This is a genomic window from Nonomuraea sp. NPDC023979 (genome assembly GCF_040639085.1).
GTDB classification, from domain to species: domain Bacteria; phylum Actinomycetota; class Actinomycetes; order Streptosporangiales; family Streptosporangiaceae; genus Nonomuraea; species Nonomuraea ceibae.
In genome coordinates, this window is record NZ_JBEZZG010000029.1 from 80,186 (window position 1) to 95,528 (window position 15,343).

Here is a 15,343-nt window from a genome sequence, read left to right on the forward strand (position 1 = left end):
CGGGCGCATCAACCGCCCTGAACCCGCGCCCCGCTCTCCTGGGTTGGAGAGCGGGGCGCCCCTTTTCTCACGACATATACGGATGCGCCCTTATATGGGTGCGTCCTGCTGCTGGGACCCGGCCCCGCTACTCGGACACGTCCTGCGCGGGCACGTTGATGATCAGCGCGTCGCCCTGACCGCCGCCGCCGCACAGCCCGGCCGCGCCGAGACCGCCGCCCCGGCGCCTCAGCTCGTGGGCCAGCGTCAGCACCAGGCGGGCCCCCGACGCCCCGATGGGGTGACCGAGCGCGATCGCGCCGCCGTTGACGTTGACGATCTCCCTCGGCACGCCGAGCTCCTTCGCCGACTGGATGACCACGCTGGCGAACGCCTCGTTGATCTCCACCAGCGACAGGTCGCCGGGCATGAGACCCTGCTTGCCCAGGGCGTGCTTGATGGCGTTGGCCGGCTGCGACTGCAGGGAGGCGTCCGGCCCGGCGACGTTGCCGTGCCTGCCGATCTCCGCCAGCCAGGGCAGCCCCAGCTCCTCGGCCTTGGCCTTGGACATCACGACCACCGCGCACGCCCCGTCGGAGATCTGCGACGCCGACCCGGCGGTGATCGTCCCGTCGGCCGCGAACGCCGGCCGCAGCCGCGCGAGCGCCTCGACCGAGGTGTCGCCGCGCACGCCCTCGTCGTCCTTCACCACGATCGGCTCGCCCCGCCGCTGCGGGATCTCCACCGGCACGATCTCCGACTCGAACGCGCCGTTCTTGGCGGCCGCGGCGGCGAGCTGGTGCGAACGGGCCGACACCTCGTCCTGCTCCTCGCGGCCGATGCCGAGCCTGGCATTGTGCCGCTCGGTCGACTCGCCCATGGCGCACTGGTCGAAGGCGCAGAACAGCCCGTCGTGCGCCATCGAGTCGACGACCTGCGAACCCCCGTACTTGACGCCCTTGCGCAGGCCCGGCAGCAGGTGCGGCGCGTTGGTCATCGACTCCATGCCACCGGCCACGACCACGTCGAACTCACCGGCGCGGATCAGCTGGTCGGCCAGCGCGATGGCGTCCAGCCCCGACAGGCACACCTTGTTGATCGTGACGGACGGCACGGTCATCGGGATGCCCGCCTTGACCGCCGCCTGGCGTGACGGGATCTGCCCCGCCCCCGCCTGGAGCACCTGCCCCATGATCACGTACTCCACGTCCTCCGGCGACACCCCGGCCCGCTCCAGGGCCGCCTTGATGGCGATCCCCCCGAGCTCCACGGCCGACAGCCCGGACAGGGCGCCTAGCAGCTTGCCGATTGGGGTGCGAGCTCCGGCGACGATGACGGAACCAGACATGGCGGGCCTCCTGTGCGCACGGTGGATTCTTTGACACGATACCCACGCATCGCCGGGTGTCCGCTATGGAGGTTGGCCACACATGTTCATGCGTATCGACCACATCGGGATCGCCTGTCACGACCTCGAGGAGAAGATCCGGCTGTTCGCCGAGACGTTCGAGCTGACCGTCGTGGCGCGGGAGGTCAACGAGGAGCAGGGCGTCAAGGAGGCCATGCTGCACGTCGCCGACGGCGAGGGCGGGGGCTCCTACATCCAGCTGCTGGAGCCGCTCTCGCCCGATTCGCCGGTCGGGAAATTCCTGGCCAAGCGGGGTGAGGGAGTGCACCACGTGGCGTTCGGGGTTCCGGACGTCGCCGAGGCGATGGGTAAGATCGGTAACAGGGGCGTCCGGTTGCTCGACGAGCGTCCCAGGCATGGCTCGATGGGGTCGCAGATCGCGTTCCTGCACCCCAAGGATGTTGGAGGAATGCTCACGGAGTTGGTTCAGGCGACTAGGCCCTAGCTAACGCAAAAATCGTTCATTTGTAACTAGTCACGCAGAAACCTGGACGGGGCTTCGCACGCGGCAAGTGCGGAGTACGCTGGCTTTCCACCGGACGAGGAGCCTGCCGCGAGGCACAGGCTCCTGGCTCGGGTGCCCCGAACCCCCCGTCCGGCCCGTGTAGCCGTCTCGACAACCCAGGATCGAGCCTCCATGCAGTCCGACATCGACGCCCAGCTCAACAACTTCTTCGAGGATGCCCCAGCCCGCGAGTTCGACGTCGTGCTCCGCGGTTATGACCGGCACCAGGTGCACGATCATCTGAAGCAGCTCGACGCCGAGTTGCGGCAGGCCCGCGAGCAGGTCTCCGGCCTGCAGCGCGATCTGTCCGACTCCCAGCGCCAGCTCCAGGAGCAGGAGCGTCCCACCTACTCCGGTCTGGGCGCGCGCATCGAGCAGCTCTTGCGGCTGGCCGAGGAGCAGGCCACCGAGCTCGTGCAGGCGGCCAGGGCGGAGGCCAACGAGATCAAGGCCGCCGCCAAGGTGGAGGCCGCCGATCTGCGGGCCGCCGCCGAGGCCGAGGCGGCCGACAAGCGGGCGCAGGCCACTCGCGAGAGCGAGGAGATGCGCACCAGCGCCGAGCGGGATGCCGAGGAGATCCGTTCGACGGCCCGCCGGGAGGCCGACGAGCTGACCGCCACGACCGAGCGGGAGGTCGCCAAGCTGCGCGCGACCGCCGACCACGAGGTGGCGGAGAAGCGGGCCGACGCCGAGCGCGAGATCGCCAAGCTGCGCACGACCACGGAGCGGGAGGTCGCGCAGCTGCGCGCCTCGACCAAGCGTGAGCGTGACGAGGTGCTGACCACCGCCAAGCGTCAGGCCGACGAGATGCGCGCGCAGGCACAGCGCGTGCTGGAGGAGTCGGAGGCCAAGCGGGCGCAGGACGAGGCGGAGTTCGAGATCCAGCTGGCGTCGCGCCGCGAGGAGGCGGAGCGCCAGGAGGCCGAGCGCCACGCCACCACGCAGGCGGCGACGCAGAAGCTGGTCGCGGAGGCCGAGCAGCGCGCCGCGACGGCGGAGTCCCGGGCCACGAAGGCGACACAGCAGGCCGACCAGACCCGCCGCGAGGCCGATCTGCACGCCAAGCAGCTGGTCGCCAATGCCCGTAAGAGCTCGGAGCAGATCGTCGCCGACGCCAAGAGCAGCGCCGAGACGATCGTCACCGAGGCCAAGAACGAGGCCGAGCGCACCCGCACGTCGATGCAGCGTCAGGTCGACGAGCTGACCCGGCAGCGTGACAGCATCACCAGCCACCTGGCCCAGCTGCGTCAGCTCCTGGGCGGCGCGGCCCTGCCGGGCCTGGAGCCGGAGCCCGCGGTCACCGCGGCCCCGCCGAAGCCGGCGATCGCCGCTCCGGCGCCCGACCCGGTCGAGGAGCGTCCGGCCCCGGCTCCGGCCACGGCCAAGGCGGAGACCAAGTCCGAGGACGACGCCGAGTGGTGGCAGGAGTAGCCACGACGAGCTGACATGGGCGACATGCACGGGGGCTGATCTGGCAGCCGGAGAGAGCCTGGCGACCGCGAAGGTCGCTAGGCTCTCTTTCTGTTCACGCCCCCGCCTCCGCAGGAGCCCGCCCGGTGACGACTGACGTCGAGTCCCCGAAGCCCGCCGCCGACGACAGCCCGCCGGCGCCGCCACCGCCGCCGTACGGGCTGCCGGGCAAGCCGCTGGCCCGGGGGCCGTTCCTGTTCGGGCTGGTGGGCGGGCTGGGGGTGCTGACGGCGATCGGGCTGGCGCAGATGGTCGTCAGCTCGCTGAGCACGATCATCCTGGTGATCGTGGCGATGTTCCTGGCGGTGGGGCTCAACCCGGCGGTGGAGGCGTTGCAGCGGCGCGGGATGGCCAGGCGGTGGGCGATCTCGATCGTGTTCGCGGCGGTGATCGTGGCGTTCACGCTGTTCGGCCTGGCGGTGGTGCCGCCGGTCAGCCAGCAGTTGTCCGATTTCGTCCAGGCGGTGCCGGGGTATGTCGCCGAGTTGCGGGCGCATCCGACGGTGCGGGCGCTGGAGGCCGACTATCAGATCCTGCAGCAGCTCGCCTCGTTCGTGACGGGCACGCTGGCGGCGTCGCTGGCGAGCGGGGTCGTGGGCGCGGGGCTGGTGGTGCTCGACGGGCTGTTCACGACGGTGACGCTGCTGGTGCTCATGCTCTACTTCCTGGGCTCGCTGCACACGATCAAGGCGTATCTGCTCAAGCTGGTGCCGGCGTCGCGGCGGGAGCGCACGAGCGCGATCAGCGAGCAGATTCTCGCGGGGATCGGCGGTTACGTGGCGGGCAACGTGCTCATCTCGGTGATCGCGGGCGTGATCACGTGGATCTTCCTGTCGATCGCCGGGGTCGAGTACGCGCTGGCGCTGTCGTTGATCGTGGCGCTGACCGACCTGATCCCGCTGGTGGGCGCCACGATCGGGGCCGTGGTGGTGACGAGCGTGGCGTTGCTCGGCTCGGTGCCCGCCGGCATCGCGTGCGCGATCTTCTTCCTGATCTACCAGCAGGTGGAGAACTACCTGATCTACCCGCGGATCATGAAGCAGTCGGTGAACGTGACGCCGGCGGTGACGGTGATCGCCGCGCTGTTCGGCGGGGCGCTGCTGGGGATCGTGGGCGCGTTGCTGGCGATCCCGGTGGCGGCGGCGATCGCGCTGATCATTCGCGAGGTCGTGATCCCGAGGCAAGCTCGGAGCTGAGGAAGCGCTCGACCGCCGCGTTGAACGCCTCGGGCTGCTCGACGGCGGTCAGGTGGCCGGCCTTGGGGATGACCTCGACGCGGCTGTCGGGCACGGCCCTGGCCATGGCCTCGCCTTCGGGCAGCGGCGCGAGCTCGTCCTCCTCGCCGACGAGCACGAGCGTCGGCACCTTGAGCGCGCCGAGCGTGTCGAAGGAGTCGGGCCGGGCGGCCATCGCCCGCTGGGCCCAGGCGACGGCCTGGGGCGGGGCCGACTGCACGAGGCCCTTGACGCGCCCGAACACCATCGCCCTGCGCTGGCGGGTGGTGGGCCCGATGAGGGTGGGCAGCACGTCGGTGACGAGCACGTCGTTGCCGTCGGCGAGGACTGCCTGGGCGATGCGCTCGCGGTTGTCGCGGACGGGCTCGGTGTCGGGCCCGGCCTTGGTGCTGGCCAGGATGACGCCGAGCAACCGGTCGGGGTGGCGGCGGCAGAAGGCCATCGTGACGTAGCCGCCCATCGACAGTCCGCCGACCACGGCCCGGTCGATGCCTTCGGCGTCGAGCACGCGGGCGACGTCGTCGGCCATCACCTCGACCGACGGCTCGTCGTCGCCGAGGCGTGATCCGCCGAAGCCGCGCAGGTCGGGGGTGATGACGCGGCAGGAGCCGGCCAGCCCTTCCCGTTGCGCCAGCCACATGGCCGACGAGAGCGGGAACGCGTGGAGCAGGACGACCGGGAGCCCGGTCCCGGCTGATCTCGTGTAGAGCTGCACTCACACAAGGTAGCCTCGTTCCCCGCGACAATCACTCCGCCCGATAGACCGATATACCGGATTTACCTGACCGGTTTACGCGGCTGTCGCGCCACCGTCGACGAACAGCACCTGTCCGGTCACGTACGCGCTGGCCGGGGCGGCGAGGAAGACGGCGGGCTGGGCCATCTCCTCGGGGGTCCCCCAGCGCCGCATCGGCACGCCCGCCACCGTGGCCTGGTTGCTGGCCTCGTCCTCCCACAGGTTGCGGTTGAGGTCGGTGGCGGTCCAGCCGGGGCACAGCGCGTTGACCCGCACCCCGGCCTGCGCCCATTCGAGCGCGAGCGTCTTGGTGAGCGCGACCAGCCCGGCCTTCGCGGCGGCGTACGGGGCCAGGAAGGGGGCGCCGAGCGCGGCGACGGAGGCGACGTTGATGACGGACCCGCTGCCGCGCCCGAGCAGGTGGGGCGCGGCAGCGTGGCAGACGGCCATGGCGGAGTCGAGGTTGAGCCGCATGATCTTGTCCCAGCCCGACAGCCGCAGGTCCTTGAACTCGACGAGGAAGTTGGAGCCGCCCGCGTTGTTGACCACGACGTCGAGGTGGCCGAGCCCGTCGACGGCCCGGGTGACGGCCTCGCCGGCCGCCTCCCTGCTGGTCAGGTCGGCGGGGATGACGACGGCCCGCCGGCCGTGCGCCTCGACCTCCTTGGCGACCCCGGCCAGCGACTCGGCGTTGCGTGAGACCAGCGCCACGTCCGCGCCCGCCTCGGCGTAGGCGAGCGCGATGGCCTTGCCGATCCCCTTGGACGCCCCGGTGACCAGGGCCTTCTTACCGTCGAGGGCAAACGCGCCCATCGTGCCTCCTCGCTCGGGACCGAACAAGATTCTAGCGCGGTCAGACCTCCGTCGGCAGGGGGTACGCCTCCGGCACGACGCGCCGGACGATCTCGTTCAGGACGACGCGCACGTACGGCTCGCCCACCCACAGGTGCTTGGCCCCGTCGACGCCGACGACCTCCGCCTGCGGTACCCGGGCGAAGCGCCGCCTGGCCTCCTCCGGACGCAGGTAGTCGTCGAACTCCGGCACCAGCGCCACCAGCGGCCGGCCGAACGCCGCCCAGGCGTCGAGGTCGTCGTCGGTGGCCCTGTGGAGCGGCGGGGAGAGCAGGATCGCGCCCTCCACCAGCGGGTCGTGCGCCCACTTGAGCGCCAGCTCGCTGCCGAACGACCAGCCGACCACCCACACGCGCGGCAGGTCGTGATACTCGGCGTACTCCAGCGCCGCGGCCACGTCGAACCGCTCGCCCTCGCCGCCGTCGAACGCGCCCTGGGAGGTGCCGCGCTCGGACGAGGTGCCGCGCGTGTTGAAGCGCAGCACCGCCATCCCGGCCAGGGCGGGCAGCCGGTTGGCGGCCTTCTTGTACACGTGGCTGTCCATGAACCCGCCGTGCGTGGGCAGCGGGTGCAACGTCACCAGCGTCGCCACGGGGGGCCGGTCCTCGGGCTGGGCCAGCTCGCCGACCAGGGTCAGGCCGTCACCGGTGTGCAGCTCGATCGGCTCCCGCCGGGCGGGCAGCACGCTCGCCGCGCGAATCTCCACGTCGTTCCTCTCAGTAGCGGCTGCGGCCGGGGCCGCGGTCACGTCTCTTGCGCCAGCACACCGTGTGCCAGTGGCGGCGCTCCTCGTCGCCGCCCGTCCAGTTGGGCCAGGTCACCAGGTGCGGCTGGCCGGTGCGGATCTCCTGGTCGCAGCCGGGACAGCGGTAGTTCTTGGCCGAGGAGGCGCCGCTGAGCGCGCGCACCTTCCACTCCCCGTCGGGCCACTCCTCCACCCGGTCGGTGGCGCTGGGGAAGGCGATCGGCCGGGTGGACTCCTTGCGGCGGGCGCGGCGCGGGCTCATGGCCGGGGGAAGGCGCGCACGCCGGCGGTGACGAGCTGGTCGAGCAGCGGCGCGGGGGCGTAGGCGGGCTCGCGGTACTCGGCGTAGAGGGCGCGCAGCCCGTCGCGCACCACGGCCAGGCCGATCGTCTCCAGCGTCTCGAACGGCCCCGCCGGGTAGCCGCAGCCCAGCTTCATGGCGGTGTCGATGTCGCCGATGGAGGCGTAGCCCGACTCGTACATGCGCACGGCGTCGTTGAGGTAGGGGTAGAGCAGCGCGTCGGTGACGAAGCCGGCCCGGTCGCGGCAGGCGACGGGCGTCAGCCCGATCACCTTCATCAGGTCGCGGGCGCAGCGCGCGGCCTCCGGCGAGGTGAGGATGGTGGCGGCGAGCTCGGCGACGCGGTCGCCGACGACGCGCACGCCGACAAGCTTGGCCGGGTCGCGCAGCTGGACGGCGTGCTCGATCACCGGCCGGTCGGCGGCCCGCAGGATCACCTCGGGCTCGTCGGAGGACTTGAAGCCCGCCGCGCGCAACCGCTCGCCGATCCCGGCGGGGTCGGGCCCGTCGACGCCGAAGGTGATCACCGACGACTTCTCGGGCTCGCGGCGCATCGGCTCGTCGCCGTGGAAGCCGCGCCCGGTCTTGCGGCCGAGCAGCCGGGCGGCGACGAGCTCGCGCAGCAGCGGCGCGGGGGCGTGCCGCCGGTCGCGGGTCTCGTCGAACAGCACCCCCATCACCTCGTACGCGGTGTCGAGGCCGATGAGGTCGAGCAGCTGGAAGGGGCCCATCGGCAGCCCGGCGCCGCGGGTCATGGCGGCGTCGATGTCGTCGCGCCCCGCCACGCACTGCTCCAGCAGCACGGCGGCGTGGTTGAGGTAGGGCAGCAGGAGCCGGTTGACCACGAACCCGGCGCGGTCGCCGACGGTCACCGGGGTCTTGCCCAGCCGGGCGGCCAGCTCGGCGATCTCGGCGGGCAGCCCGTCGTCGGTCACGACGGTGCCGACGACCTCGACGAGCTTCATGACCGGTGCCGGGTTGAAGAAGTGCAGGCCCACGACCCGGCCCGGCCTGCCGGTGGCGGCGGCCAGCGCGGTGACCGGGAGCGAGGAGGTGTTGGTGGCCAGCACCGTTTGCGGCTTGCAGATCCGGTCGAGGTCGCGGAACAGGCCGATCTTGTGGTCGAGGATCTCCGGGATCGCCTCGACGACCAGGTCGGCGTCACGCAGGTCCTCGCGTGAGGTGGTCAGCGTGATCAGGCCGAGGATCCGGTCCCGGCCGGGGCCGTCGAGCCTGCCTCTGTCGACCGCCCGTTGCGTCGATCTCTCCAGGTGGCCGCGCCCCCTGGCCAGGGCGTCGGCGTCGGCCTCGACGCCGATCACCCGCAGCCCGGCCCGTGCGAACACCTCCGCGATCCCGGCCCCCATCGTGCCGAGCCCGACCACTCCCACCATTTCGAACGCCATACCTGTAGTTTTCCAGAGCCGATAGGGTTGCCAGTCATGCGGCTGGTCATCGCGCGATGCAGCGTGGATTACATCGGACGGCTCACGGCACACCTGCCGATGGCGCCGAGGCTCGTTCTCATCAAGGCTGACGGCAGCGTGTCCATTCACGCCGACGACCGCGCCTTCAAGCCGCTCAACTGGATGAATCCGCCGTGCAAGCTCAAGGAGGACGACGGCACCTGGACCGTCACCCACGGCAAGACCGGCGAGAAGCTGGTCCTGACGATGGCGGAGATCCTGCACGACTCCAGCCACGAGCTGGGCGTCGACCCTGGCCTGATCAAGGACGGCGTCGAGGCGCACCTCCAGGAGCTGCTGGCCGAGCACATCACCACGCTGGGCGAGGGCTATTCGCTGATCCGGCGCGAGTACATGACGGCCATCGGCCCGGTCGACATCCTGTGCCGTGACGGCGGCGGCGCCACGGTGGCGGTGGAGATCAAGCGCCGCGGTGAGATCGACGGCGTCGAGCAGCTCACCCGCTATCTGGAGCTGCTCAACCGCGATCCGCTGCTGTCGCCGGTGCGGGGCGTGTTCGCCGCGCAGGAGATCAAGCCGCAGGCGCGGGTGCTGGCGGCCGACCGCGGCATCGACTGCGTGACGCTCGACTACGACGCCCTGCGCGGCATCGAGCCGGAGAACCCCACGCTCTTCTAGTAAGTACTGATTTACCGGTCTATCGTGACGCCATGACGACGCTCACGTTCGACTCGCTCAACCCGGCCACCGGCGCGGTCGTCGGCAGCCATCCCAACCAGGACGCCGAGGCGGTCGGCGCGGCCGTGGCGCGGGCGGAGACGGCCGCCGCCTGGTGGGGCGGGCTGGGTCACGCCGGGCGCCGGCGGCGGCTGCTCGACGCCAAGGCGGTCGTCACCCGCCACCTGCGGGAGCTGGCCGCCCTGGTGCACGAGGAGACGGGCAAGCCGGTCGGCGACGCCACGCTGGAGATCGTGCTGGCCATCACGCACCTCGACTGGGCGGCCAGGCACGCCGAGAAGGTGCTGCGCAGGCGGCGCGTCGCGACCGGCATGATCGGCGTCAACCTGGCGGCCAGCCTCGAGTACCTGCCGCTGGGCGTCGTCGGCGTGATCGGGCCGTGGAACTATCCGGTCTTCACGCCGATGGGCTCGATCGCCTACGCGCTGGCGGCGGGCAACGCGGTCGTGTTCAAGCCGAGCGAGCTCACGCCGGGCGTCGGCGTGCGGATGGCGGAGCTGGTCGCCGAGGCGGTGCCGGAGCACCCGATCTTCCAGACGGTGACCGGCCTGGGCGAGACCGGCGCGGCGCTGGCCCGCGACCCGCGGGTCAAGAAGGTCGCGTTCACCGGCTCGACGGCGACGGCCAAGCGCGTCATGGCGGCCTGCGCCGAGAACCTGACGCCGGTGGTGATCGAGTGCGGGGGCAAGGACGCGTTCATCGTCGACGCCGACGCCGACCTGGAGGCCGCCGCCGACGCGTGCCTGTGGGGCGCGCTGTCCAACGCCGGGCAGACGTGCGTGGGCGTCGAGCGGGTGTACGTGGTCGACGCGGTCTACGAGCCGTTCATGCGCGAGCTGTCGCAGCGGGCCGCCTCGGTCCGGGCGGGCGAGCACTACGGGCCGATCACCATGCCGGGCCAGCTCGACGTCATCAGGCGGCACATCGACGAGGCCGCCAAGTCGGGCACGGTGGTCACCGGCGGGCCGGACTCGGTGCGGGCGCCGTTCGTCGACCCGGTGATCGTGGCGGACGTGCCGGAGGACTCCCCCGCCGTCCGCGAGGAGACGTTCGGGCCGACGATCACCGTACGGCGCACCCGTGACGTGCACGAGGCGCTGGAGCTGGCCAACGCCTCGGCGTACGGGCTGGCGGGCACGGTGTTCTCGCGCAACAGGCGCCGGGCGATGGAGCTGGCCCGCGCGATGCGGACCGGGATGACGGCCGTCAACTCGGTCATCTCGTTCGCCGGAGTGCCCGCGCTGCCGTTCGGCGGGGTGGGAGACTCGGGGTTCGGGCGCATCCACGGCGCCGACGGGCTGCGCGAGTTCGCCCGGCCCAAGGCGGTCTCCCGTCAGCGGTTCGCGCTGCCGGGGATGAACCTGACCTCGTTCACCAGAGGCGAGCAAGAGCTTGAGCGGCTGATCAGACTTGTCACGTTCTTGCACGGCCGACGTAAGAGATAATCTTCATACTCTTTCCCTAATGCGATCATCCATCCATAATTGTGTGCTCGGGGGCCACGATCATGCGGACGGGTGGAATGTGAACCGGTCTTACCGGGGAATGTCGGCTGAGCAAAGGCTGGCGGACAGACGCGAGCGGCTGATGACAGCCGCCTACACGCTATACGCGAAACCAGGTTTCACGGTCACGACGATCGAAAGGCTGTGCTCGGAGGCGCGGATCTCCAACCGCGCCTTCTATGAATGTTTCAGCAGCCAGGAGGAACTCCTTCAGGTCCTCCACGAGCGGTGCGTGGAGGAAAGCCTGGCCGTCGTGGCCAAAGCGTTACAAGATGCGCCTAACACACTCGACGGGCGGATCAAAGCGGGGATACGGGCATATATCGAGTTCGCTACTGCTGACTGGCGCCGGGCCCGCATCATGCACGTCGAGGTGCGCCGGAGCGGCGACATCCTCTCGGCGTCCCGGCAGCGCGCCATCGACTCCTTCGCCCGCCTCGTGGAGGACGCCTCGGCCGAATTCCCGGCGGCCATCGTGGCGAATCGGCGCCTGGTGGCGCTCGGCGTAATTGGGGCGCTTCAGGAGCTACTCATCGAATGGCTCCTGGCAGATGATCCGCCCGAGATCGACGAACTGGTGGCCGTGGCCGTGCACATCTTCGGCCGGTCGCTCGGAGCGTCGTGATGATTTGATTACGCACCGTGGTTTCATGGCCGAGTGATACGCGGGATTATCGGCATTTTCCTTATAGCGACGACCACCTCCTGCGCCGGACAAGTCCGGCAAATCAGCACACCTAGCGAGCCGCCCGGGGAAAAGGCCGTCCAGGAGACGGCCACCCGGCGCGATTGGTGCGAAAGCGTGCGCTGCAGTCTCGCCGACGGCGAACGGCCACCCCAGTTCGTGGTCATCTCCTTCGACGGTGCCGGGGTGGGCAACGGCTGGTTCCGCGCCTTCCGCGAGTCCGCGGCCCGCAACCGGGCCACCCTGACGTTCTTCCTGTCCGGCGTCTACCTCCTGCCCTCCGACCACCGCCGCCTCTACCGTCCCCCCGGCCACCGGCGCGGCAGCTCCGACATCGGCTTCCAGCGGCCCGCCCGGATGCGGCTGCAGGCCCGCGAGCTGACCGCCGCCTGGAACGCCGGCCACGAGATCGGCACCCACTTCAACGGCCACTTCTGCGGCAGCCGCGGCGTCAACTCCTGGTCGGCCGCCGACTGGCGCAGCGAGATCCGCCAGTTCCACCGCTTCGTCACCGACTGGCGGCGCAACTCCGGCCTGACGCACCTGCCCGACCTGCCGTTCCGGGTCCGCGAGGCCATCCGCGGCGGCCGTACCCCCTGCCTGCAAGGTGACCGGCAGGCGATGTTCCGGGCCTTCCGCTCGTACGGGTGGCGCTACGACGCGTCGGGCACCGGCGTGGCGGCCTGGCCGCGCAAGCGGGCGGGCCTGTGGCAGTTCCCGCTGCCGGGCATCGACGTGGGCGGCCGACAGGTGCTCGCCATGGACTACAACCTCTACGCGGTGCAGAGCGGCGCCAGGCCCGGCCCGCGGCGGCTACGGGACCGCTGGGAGCGGCAGGCGGGCCGCGCCTACGAGCGCGCCGTGGAGCGCTCGCTGCGCACCGACCGGGCCCCGGTGTTCATCGGCCACCACTTCGCGAGCTGGAACGGCGGCATCTACCAGCGGGCGCTGCTCGGGCTGATGGACCGGGTCTGCACCCGGCAGGAGGTGCGCTGCGTGTCGTTCGAGCAGCTCGCCGACTGGCTGGACGCCCAGACGCCGGCCACGCTGGCCAGGCTGCGGGGCAGGACCTGAAGGGAGCGGGCGGCGGCTGATCGCCACCCGGTCCGATATGTGTCGCTCAGGCCACCGCGGCGTGCGTCACCTCGACGTGGAGCACCCGATTCAGCCGGGTCACCGCAAGTATCCGCATGATCCGCGGGGGCACCCCCCGAAGGACGAGGCGGCGTTGCGCGCTCAGCGCGAGCCGATGCGTGCCCACGAGCACTCCGAGACCGGTGGCGTCGATCATCTCCAGCTTGGAGAGGTCGAGGATCAGGTCGCCCTCGCCGGAGTCGACGGCCTCGTGCAGCATCGTCCGCACGCCCGCCGACGTCCCCGCGTCGAGCCGCTGACCGGTCCGCACCACCTGTGCCTTCGGATTGCCCCGGACGCGCATGCCACCTCCTCAGAACAACGTGCGCCGGGGCGAACCCCGACACCTTCCCACTACCCAGCAATCGGCAACGACACGACCGCTCGCAGCAGAAAGTGCCCGTCGTCGACCGGACCGGCCGTCAGCGTGCCCCGCACGGCGCCCACCCGCTCGGCCAGCCCCGAAAGGCCGCTGCCCAGCTCGTCGCCGCTGCGGCCGGTCGCCCCGTCGTTGCGGACCCGCACCTCCGCCTCCTCGTCGGTGAACCGGATGAGGATGTCGCAGAAGGTGGCCGTGCTGTGCTTGAGCACGTTGGTCACCGCCTCGCGGACGACGTAGGCGAACACCGGCGCCACGCCTTCGGGCAGCTCGCGGTGGGGCAGGCGCGTCTCGCAGCGCACCCCCGCCGCTTCCAGGACCCCTTTCACGCTATTCAGCTCCGCGCCCAAGTCAAGCTCGCGGTAGCCGCGCACGGCCTGCCGCAGCTCCTTCAGCGCCTTCCTGGTGAGCGCGTGGACCTCGGTCATCTCCGCCTTGGCCGCCCCGGTGTCGGCGTCGGCCAGGCGCACCGCCAGCTCGGTCTTGACCGCGATGGCCGAGAGCTGGTGGCCGACCAGGTCGTGCAGGTCGCGGGAGAAGCGCAGCCGCTCCTCGGCGAGCGCGAGCCGTGTGTGCGCCTCCTTGCCCTCGCTGGCCTGGACGGCGAGCTGCCAGATCCACATCCACACCCGGTTCGTCCACGGGAACGCCACGCAGAACAGCCCGTAGATGAAGACCAGGTACGCCACGACGGGGCCGGCGGTCACGTCACGCAGGAGCAGGACGTCCGGGTCCAGCAGGTAGTTGCCCAGGCCCAGCAGCACCCCGGCGGCCATCGTGCCCACCGCCATGACCGTGGCGGTGCGGACCCGTACGCCGATCGCCGCCACCGACAGCCAGGCCGCCAGCGTGAACCCCCAGCTCATCGGGTCGGCACCGCCGGCGCTCGCGGTCACCAGCGCGAGCACCCCGGCGATCGTGACCTCCCGCCGGGCGTAGCGGTCGCGCAGCACGGCCGAGACGGCCCGGTGGTAGTACCAGGTGAACGCCGTCACCGCGATCAGCCCGGGCACGACGCGCTGCCAGTGGACGTCCTCGGCGTGCAGGAACAGCCGCCCGATGATGAACAGCCACAGCATCACCACGATGGAGGCCATCATGTGCAGCGTGTGGCGCCGGGCCCGATCGATCGGATTCATCACTTGGCGCGCAGCACTTCACCCAGCTTGACCCGGGCGCCGGTCCGCAGCACGGCCCGCTCATACACCTTGGCCCCGAAGGACAGCGTGGCGAGCACGGCGACGATCATCAGCGCGGCCGAGGCCCCGACCTCCCACAGCGGCACCTCGGTGGCGGCCATCCGCACCGGCATCACCATGGAGGAGAACGGCGGGACGAACGACACGATCGTGGCCAGCGTGCCGGTCGGGTCGCTGGTGGCGTAGAAGGCCACGAAGTAGGCGGCCATGATGAGCATGGTCAGCGGCGACATCACGTTGCCGACCTCCTCCTGGCGGGAGACCAGCGAGGCCAGGGCGGCGGCGAGCGTGGCGAAGAAGGCGTAGCCGAGCACGAACCAGACCAGCACGCCCGCCACGATGCCCGCCATGCCCGGCGGGAAGTCGGCGGCGAAGCCGGAGGCGAACGAGGCCGCGAGGCCGACCACGAGGATCGTGCCCAGGTTGATCAGGCCGAGCACGCCCAGCCCGATGATCTTGCCGCCGAGGAGCTGCCACGGCCGGATCGAGCTGAGCAGGATCTCCACGATCCGGCTGCCCTTCTCCTCGACCACGCCCATGGCGACCATCATGGTCTGTCCGATGATCAACATGAAGAGCACCAGCACGAGCACCACGGCGATTCCGGTGCGGGCGGCCTCGTAGCGGGTGTCGGCGCCGACCGACTGCATCTGCAGCGGCGGGATCGACACCCCGGCCGCGCCCAGCTTGACCTCCCGGTTCGTGCTCTGCATGAGCACGCCGAGCTCGGTCTCGATCTCGCCGTCGGTGATGACCTTGACGCCGTCGATGAGCGCGGCGTCCACGTCTCCGGCGAGCACCGCCTCCTTGGCGGCCTCCTCGTCCGGGAACGCACGCCACTCGAACGTGGCGTCCGGCGCCGCCTGCGCCAGCGGGAGCTGCTGGGAGTTGACCGTGCCCACGGTGTAGGAGTCGGGGCGGTCGAGCAGCTTGGGGGCGAAGGCCAGCGCGCCGACCAGCACCGCGGTGATCAGCAGGCTGATCTTGAAAGCCCGCGTCCTGACCTGGGTGCCGATCTCGCGCCTGGCCACCAGCATCATGCCGT

16 protein-coding genes are annotated in these 15,343 nt (G+C 71.0%); 7 read left to right on the forward strand and 9 right to left on the reverse strand.

Going from position 1 to position 15,343, the window contains the following annotated elements:
* Nucleotides 1-127: 127 nt before the first annotated feature.
* Complete coding sequence (locus tag AB0G11_RS36650; protein ID WP_357591282.1) at nt 128-1,327, reverse strand: acetyl-CoA C-acetyltransferase; 1,200 nt, start codon at nt 1,325-1,327, stop codon at nt 128-130.
* Nucleotides 1,328-1,409: 82 nt separating this feature from the next.
* Here AB0G11_RS36650 and mce point away from each other — a divergent pair, with 82 nt between their 5' ends.
* The 3 genes from mce (at nt 1,410) to AB0G11_RS36665 (ending at nt 4,558) form a co-directional block, all read left to right on the forward strand.
* On the forward strand, nt 1,410-1,832 hold the full coding sequence (gene mce / locus AB0G11_RS36655) for a methylmalonyl-CoA epimerase (protein ID WP_219505802.1): 423 nt from the start codon (nt 1,410-1,412) through the stop codon (nt 1,830-1,832).
* 192 nt (nt 1,833-2,024) lie between these two features.
* The gene (locus AB0G11_RS36660; RefSeq protein ID WP_357591283.1) at nt 2,025-3,323 is read left to right on the forward strand and encodes a DivIVA domain-containing protein; all 1,299 of its coding nucleotides are present in this window, start codon (nt 2,025-2,027) and stop codon (nt 3,321-3,323) included.
* Nucleotides 3,324-3,448: 125 nt separating this feature from the next.
* Nucleotides 3,449-4,558, forward strand: a complete 1,110-nt coding sequence (locus AB0G11_RS36665) for an AI-2E family transporter (protein ID WP_219505814.1) — start codon at nt 3,449-3,451, stop codon at nt 4,556-4,558.
* On the opposite strand, the gene AB0G11_RS36670 is transcribed toward AB0G11_RS36665, so the two are convergent.
* The 5 genes from AB0G11_RS36670 to AB0G11_RS36690 form a co-directional block, all read right to left on the reverse strand.
* Nucleotides 4,518-5,312, reverse strand: coding sequence for an alpha/beta fold hydrolase (locus tag AB0G11_RS36670; RefSeq protein WP_357591284.1), 795 nt, complete (start codon nt 5,310-5,312; stop codon nt 4,518-4,520). The two genes, AB0G11_RS36665 and AB0G11_RS36670, sit on opposite strands and share 41 nt — an antisense overlap.
* Nucleotides 5,313-5,387: 75 nt before the next feature.
* The gene (locus AB0G11_RS36675) at nt 5,388-6,146 is read right to left on the reverse strand and encodes an SDR family NAD(P)-dependent oxidoreductase (protein WP_357591285.1); all 759 of its coding nucleotides are present in this window, start codon (nt 6,144-6,146) and stop codon (nt 5,388-5,390) included.
* A gap of 40 nt (nt 6,147-6,186) precedes the next feature.
* Nucleotides 6,187-6,891 carry an alpha/beta fold hydrolase gene (locus AB0G11_RS36680; protein WP_219505820.1) on the reverse strand — a complete coding sequence of 235 codons (705 nt, stop codon included), beginning with the start codon at nt 6,889-6,891 and terminating at the stop codon, nt 6,187-6,189.
* Nucleotides 6,892-6,901: 10 nt separating this feature from the next.
* Nucleotides 6,902-7,192, reverse strand: a complete 291-nt coding sequence (locus AB0G11_RS36685) for an ATP/GTP-binding protein (protein ID WP_219505822.1) — start codon at nt 7,190-7,192, stop codon at nt 6,902-6,904.
* Nucleotides 7,189-8,637, reverse strand: a complete 1,449-nt coding sequence (locus AB0G11_RS36690; protein ID WP_357591286.1) for a 3-hydroxyacyl-CoA dehydrogenase NAD-binding domain-containing protein — start codon at nt 8,635-8,637, stop codon at nt 7,189-7,191. Before AB0G11_RS36690 ends, AB0G11_RS36685 begins: the two co-directional genes overlap by 4 nt.
* Nucleotides 8,638-8,673: 36 nt before the next feature.
* Between AB0G11_RS36690 and nucS the strand changes: the two genes are divergently transcribed.
* The 4 genes from nucS to AB0G11_RS36710 all read left to right on the forward strand — a co-directional run bounded on the left by nucS (nt 8,674) and on the right by AB0G11_RS36710 (nt 12,660).
* Complete coding sequence (nucS, locus tag AB0G11_RS36695; protein WP_219505826.1) at nt 8,674-9,336, forward strand: endonuclease NucS; 663 nt, start codon at nt 8,674-8,676, stop codon at nt 9,334-9,336.
* A 32-nt stretch (nt 9,337-9,368) separates the two neighbouring features.
* A complete protein-coding gene (locus tag AB0G11_RS36700) occupies nt 9,369-10,841 on the forward strand; it encodes an aldehyde dehydrogenase family protein (RefSeq protein WP_357591287.1) in 1,473 nt (490 codons plus the stop codon).
* 19 nt (nt 10,842-10,860) lie between these two features.
* Complete coding sequence (locus AB0G11_RS36705) at nt 10,861-11,526, forward strand: TetR/AcrR family transcriptional regulator (protein ID WP_357591288.1); 666 nt, start codon at nt 10,861-10,863, stop codon at nt 11,524-11,526.
* Between the two features lie 177 nt (nt 11,527-11,703).
* Nucleotides 11,704-12,660: a hypothetical protein gene (locus tag AB0G11_RS36710; protein WP_357591289.1), complete on the forward strand. Its 957-nt coding sequence runs from the start codon at nt 11,704-11,706 to the stop codon at nt 12,658-12,660.
* Between the two features lie 46 nt (nt 12,661-12,706).
* Here AB0G11_RS36710 and AB0G11_RS36715 read toward each other — a convergent pair whose 3' ends face one another.
* Genes AB0G11_RS36715 through AB0G11_RS36725 form a run of 3 tightly spaced genes read right to left on the reverse strand, consistent with a single transcriptional unit; the run spans nt 12,707 to nt 15,338 of the window.
* The gene (locus AB0G11_RS36715; protein WP_219505833.1) at nt 12,707-13,024 is read right to left on the reverse strand and encodes an STAS domain-containing protein; all 318 of its coding nucleotides are present in this window, start codon (nt 13,022-13,024) and stop codon (nt 12,707-12,709) included.
* A 50-nt stretch (nt 13,025-13,074) separates the two neighbouring features.
* Complete coding sequence (locus AB0G11_RS36720; RefSeq protein ID WP_357591290.1) at nt 13,075-14,238, reverse strand: histidine kinase; 1,164 nt, start codon at nt 14,236-14,238, stop codon at nt 13,075-13,077.
* On the reverse strand, nt 14,238-15,338 hold the full coding sequence (locus AB0G11_RS36725; protein WP_357591307.1) for an ABC transporter permease: 1,101 nt from the start codon (nt 15,336-15,338) through the stop codon (nt 14,238-14,240). Before AB0G11_RS36725 ends, AB0G11_RS36720 begins: the two co-directional genes overlap by 1 nt.
* Between the last annotated feature and the right edge of the window lie 5 nt (nt 15,339-15,343).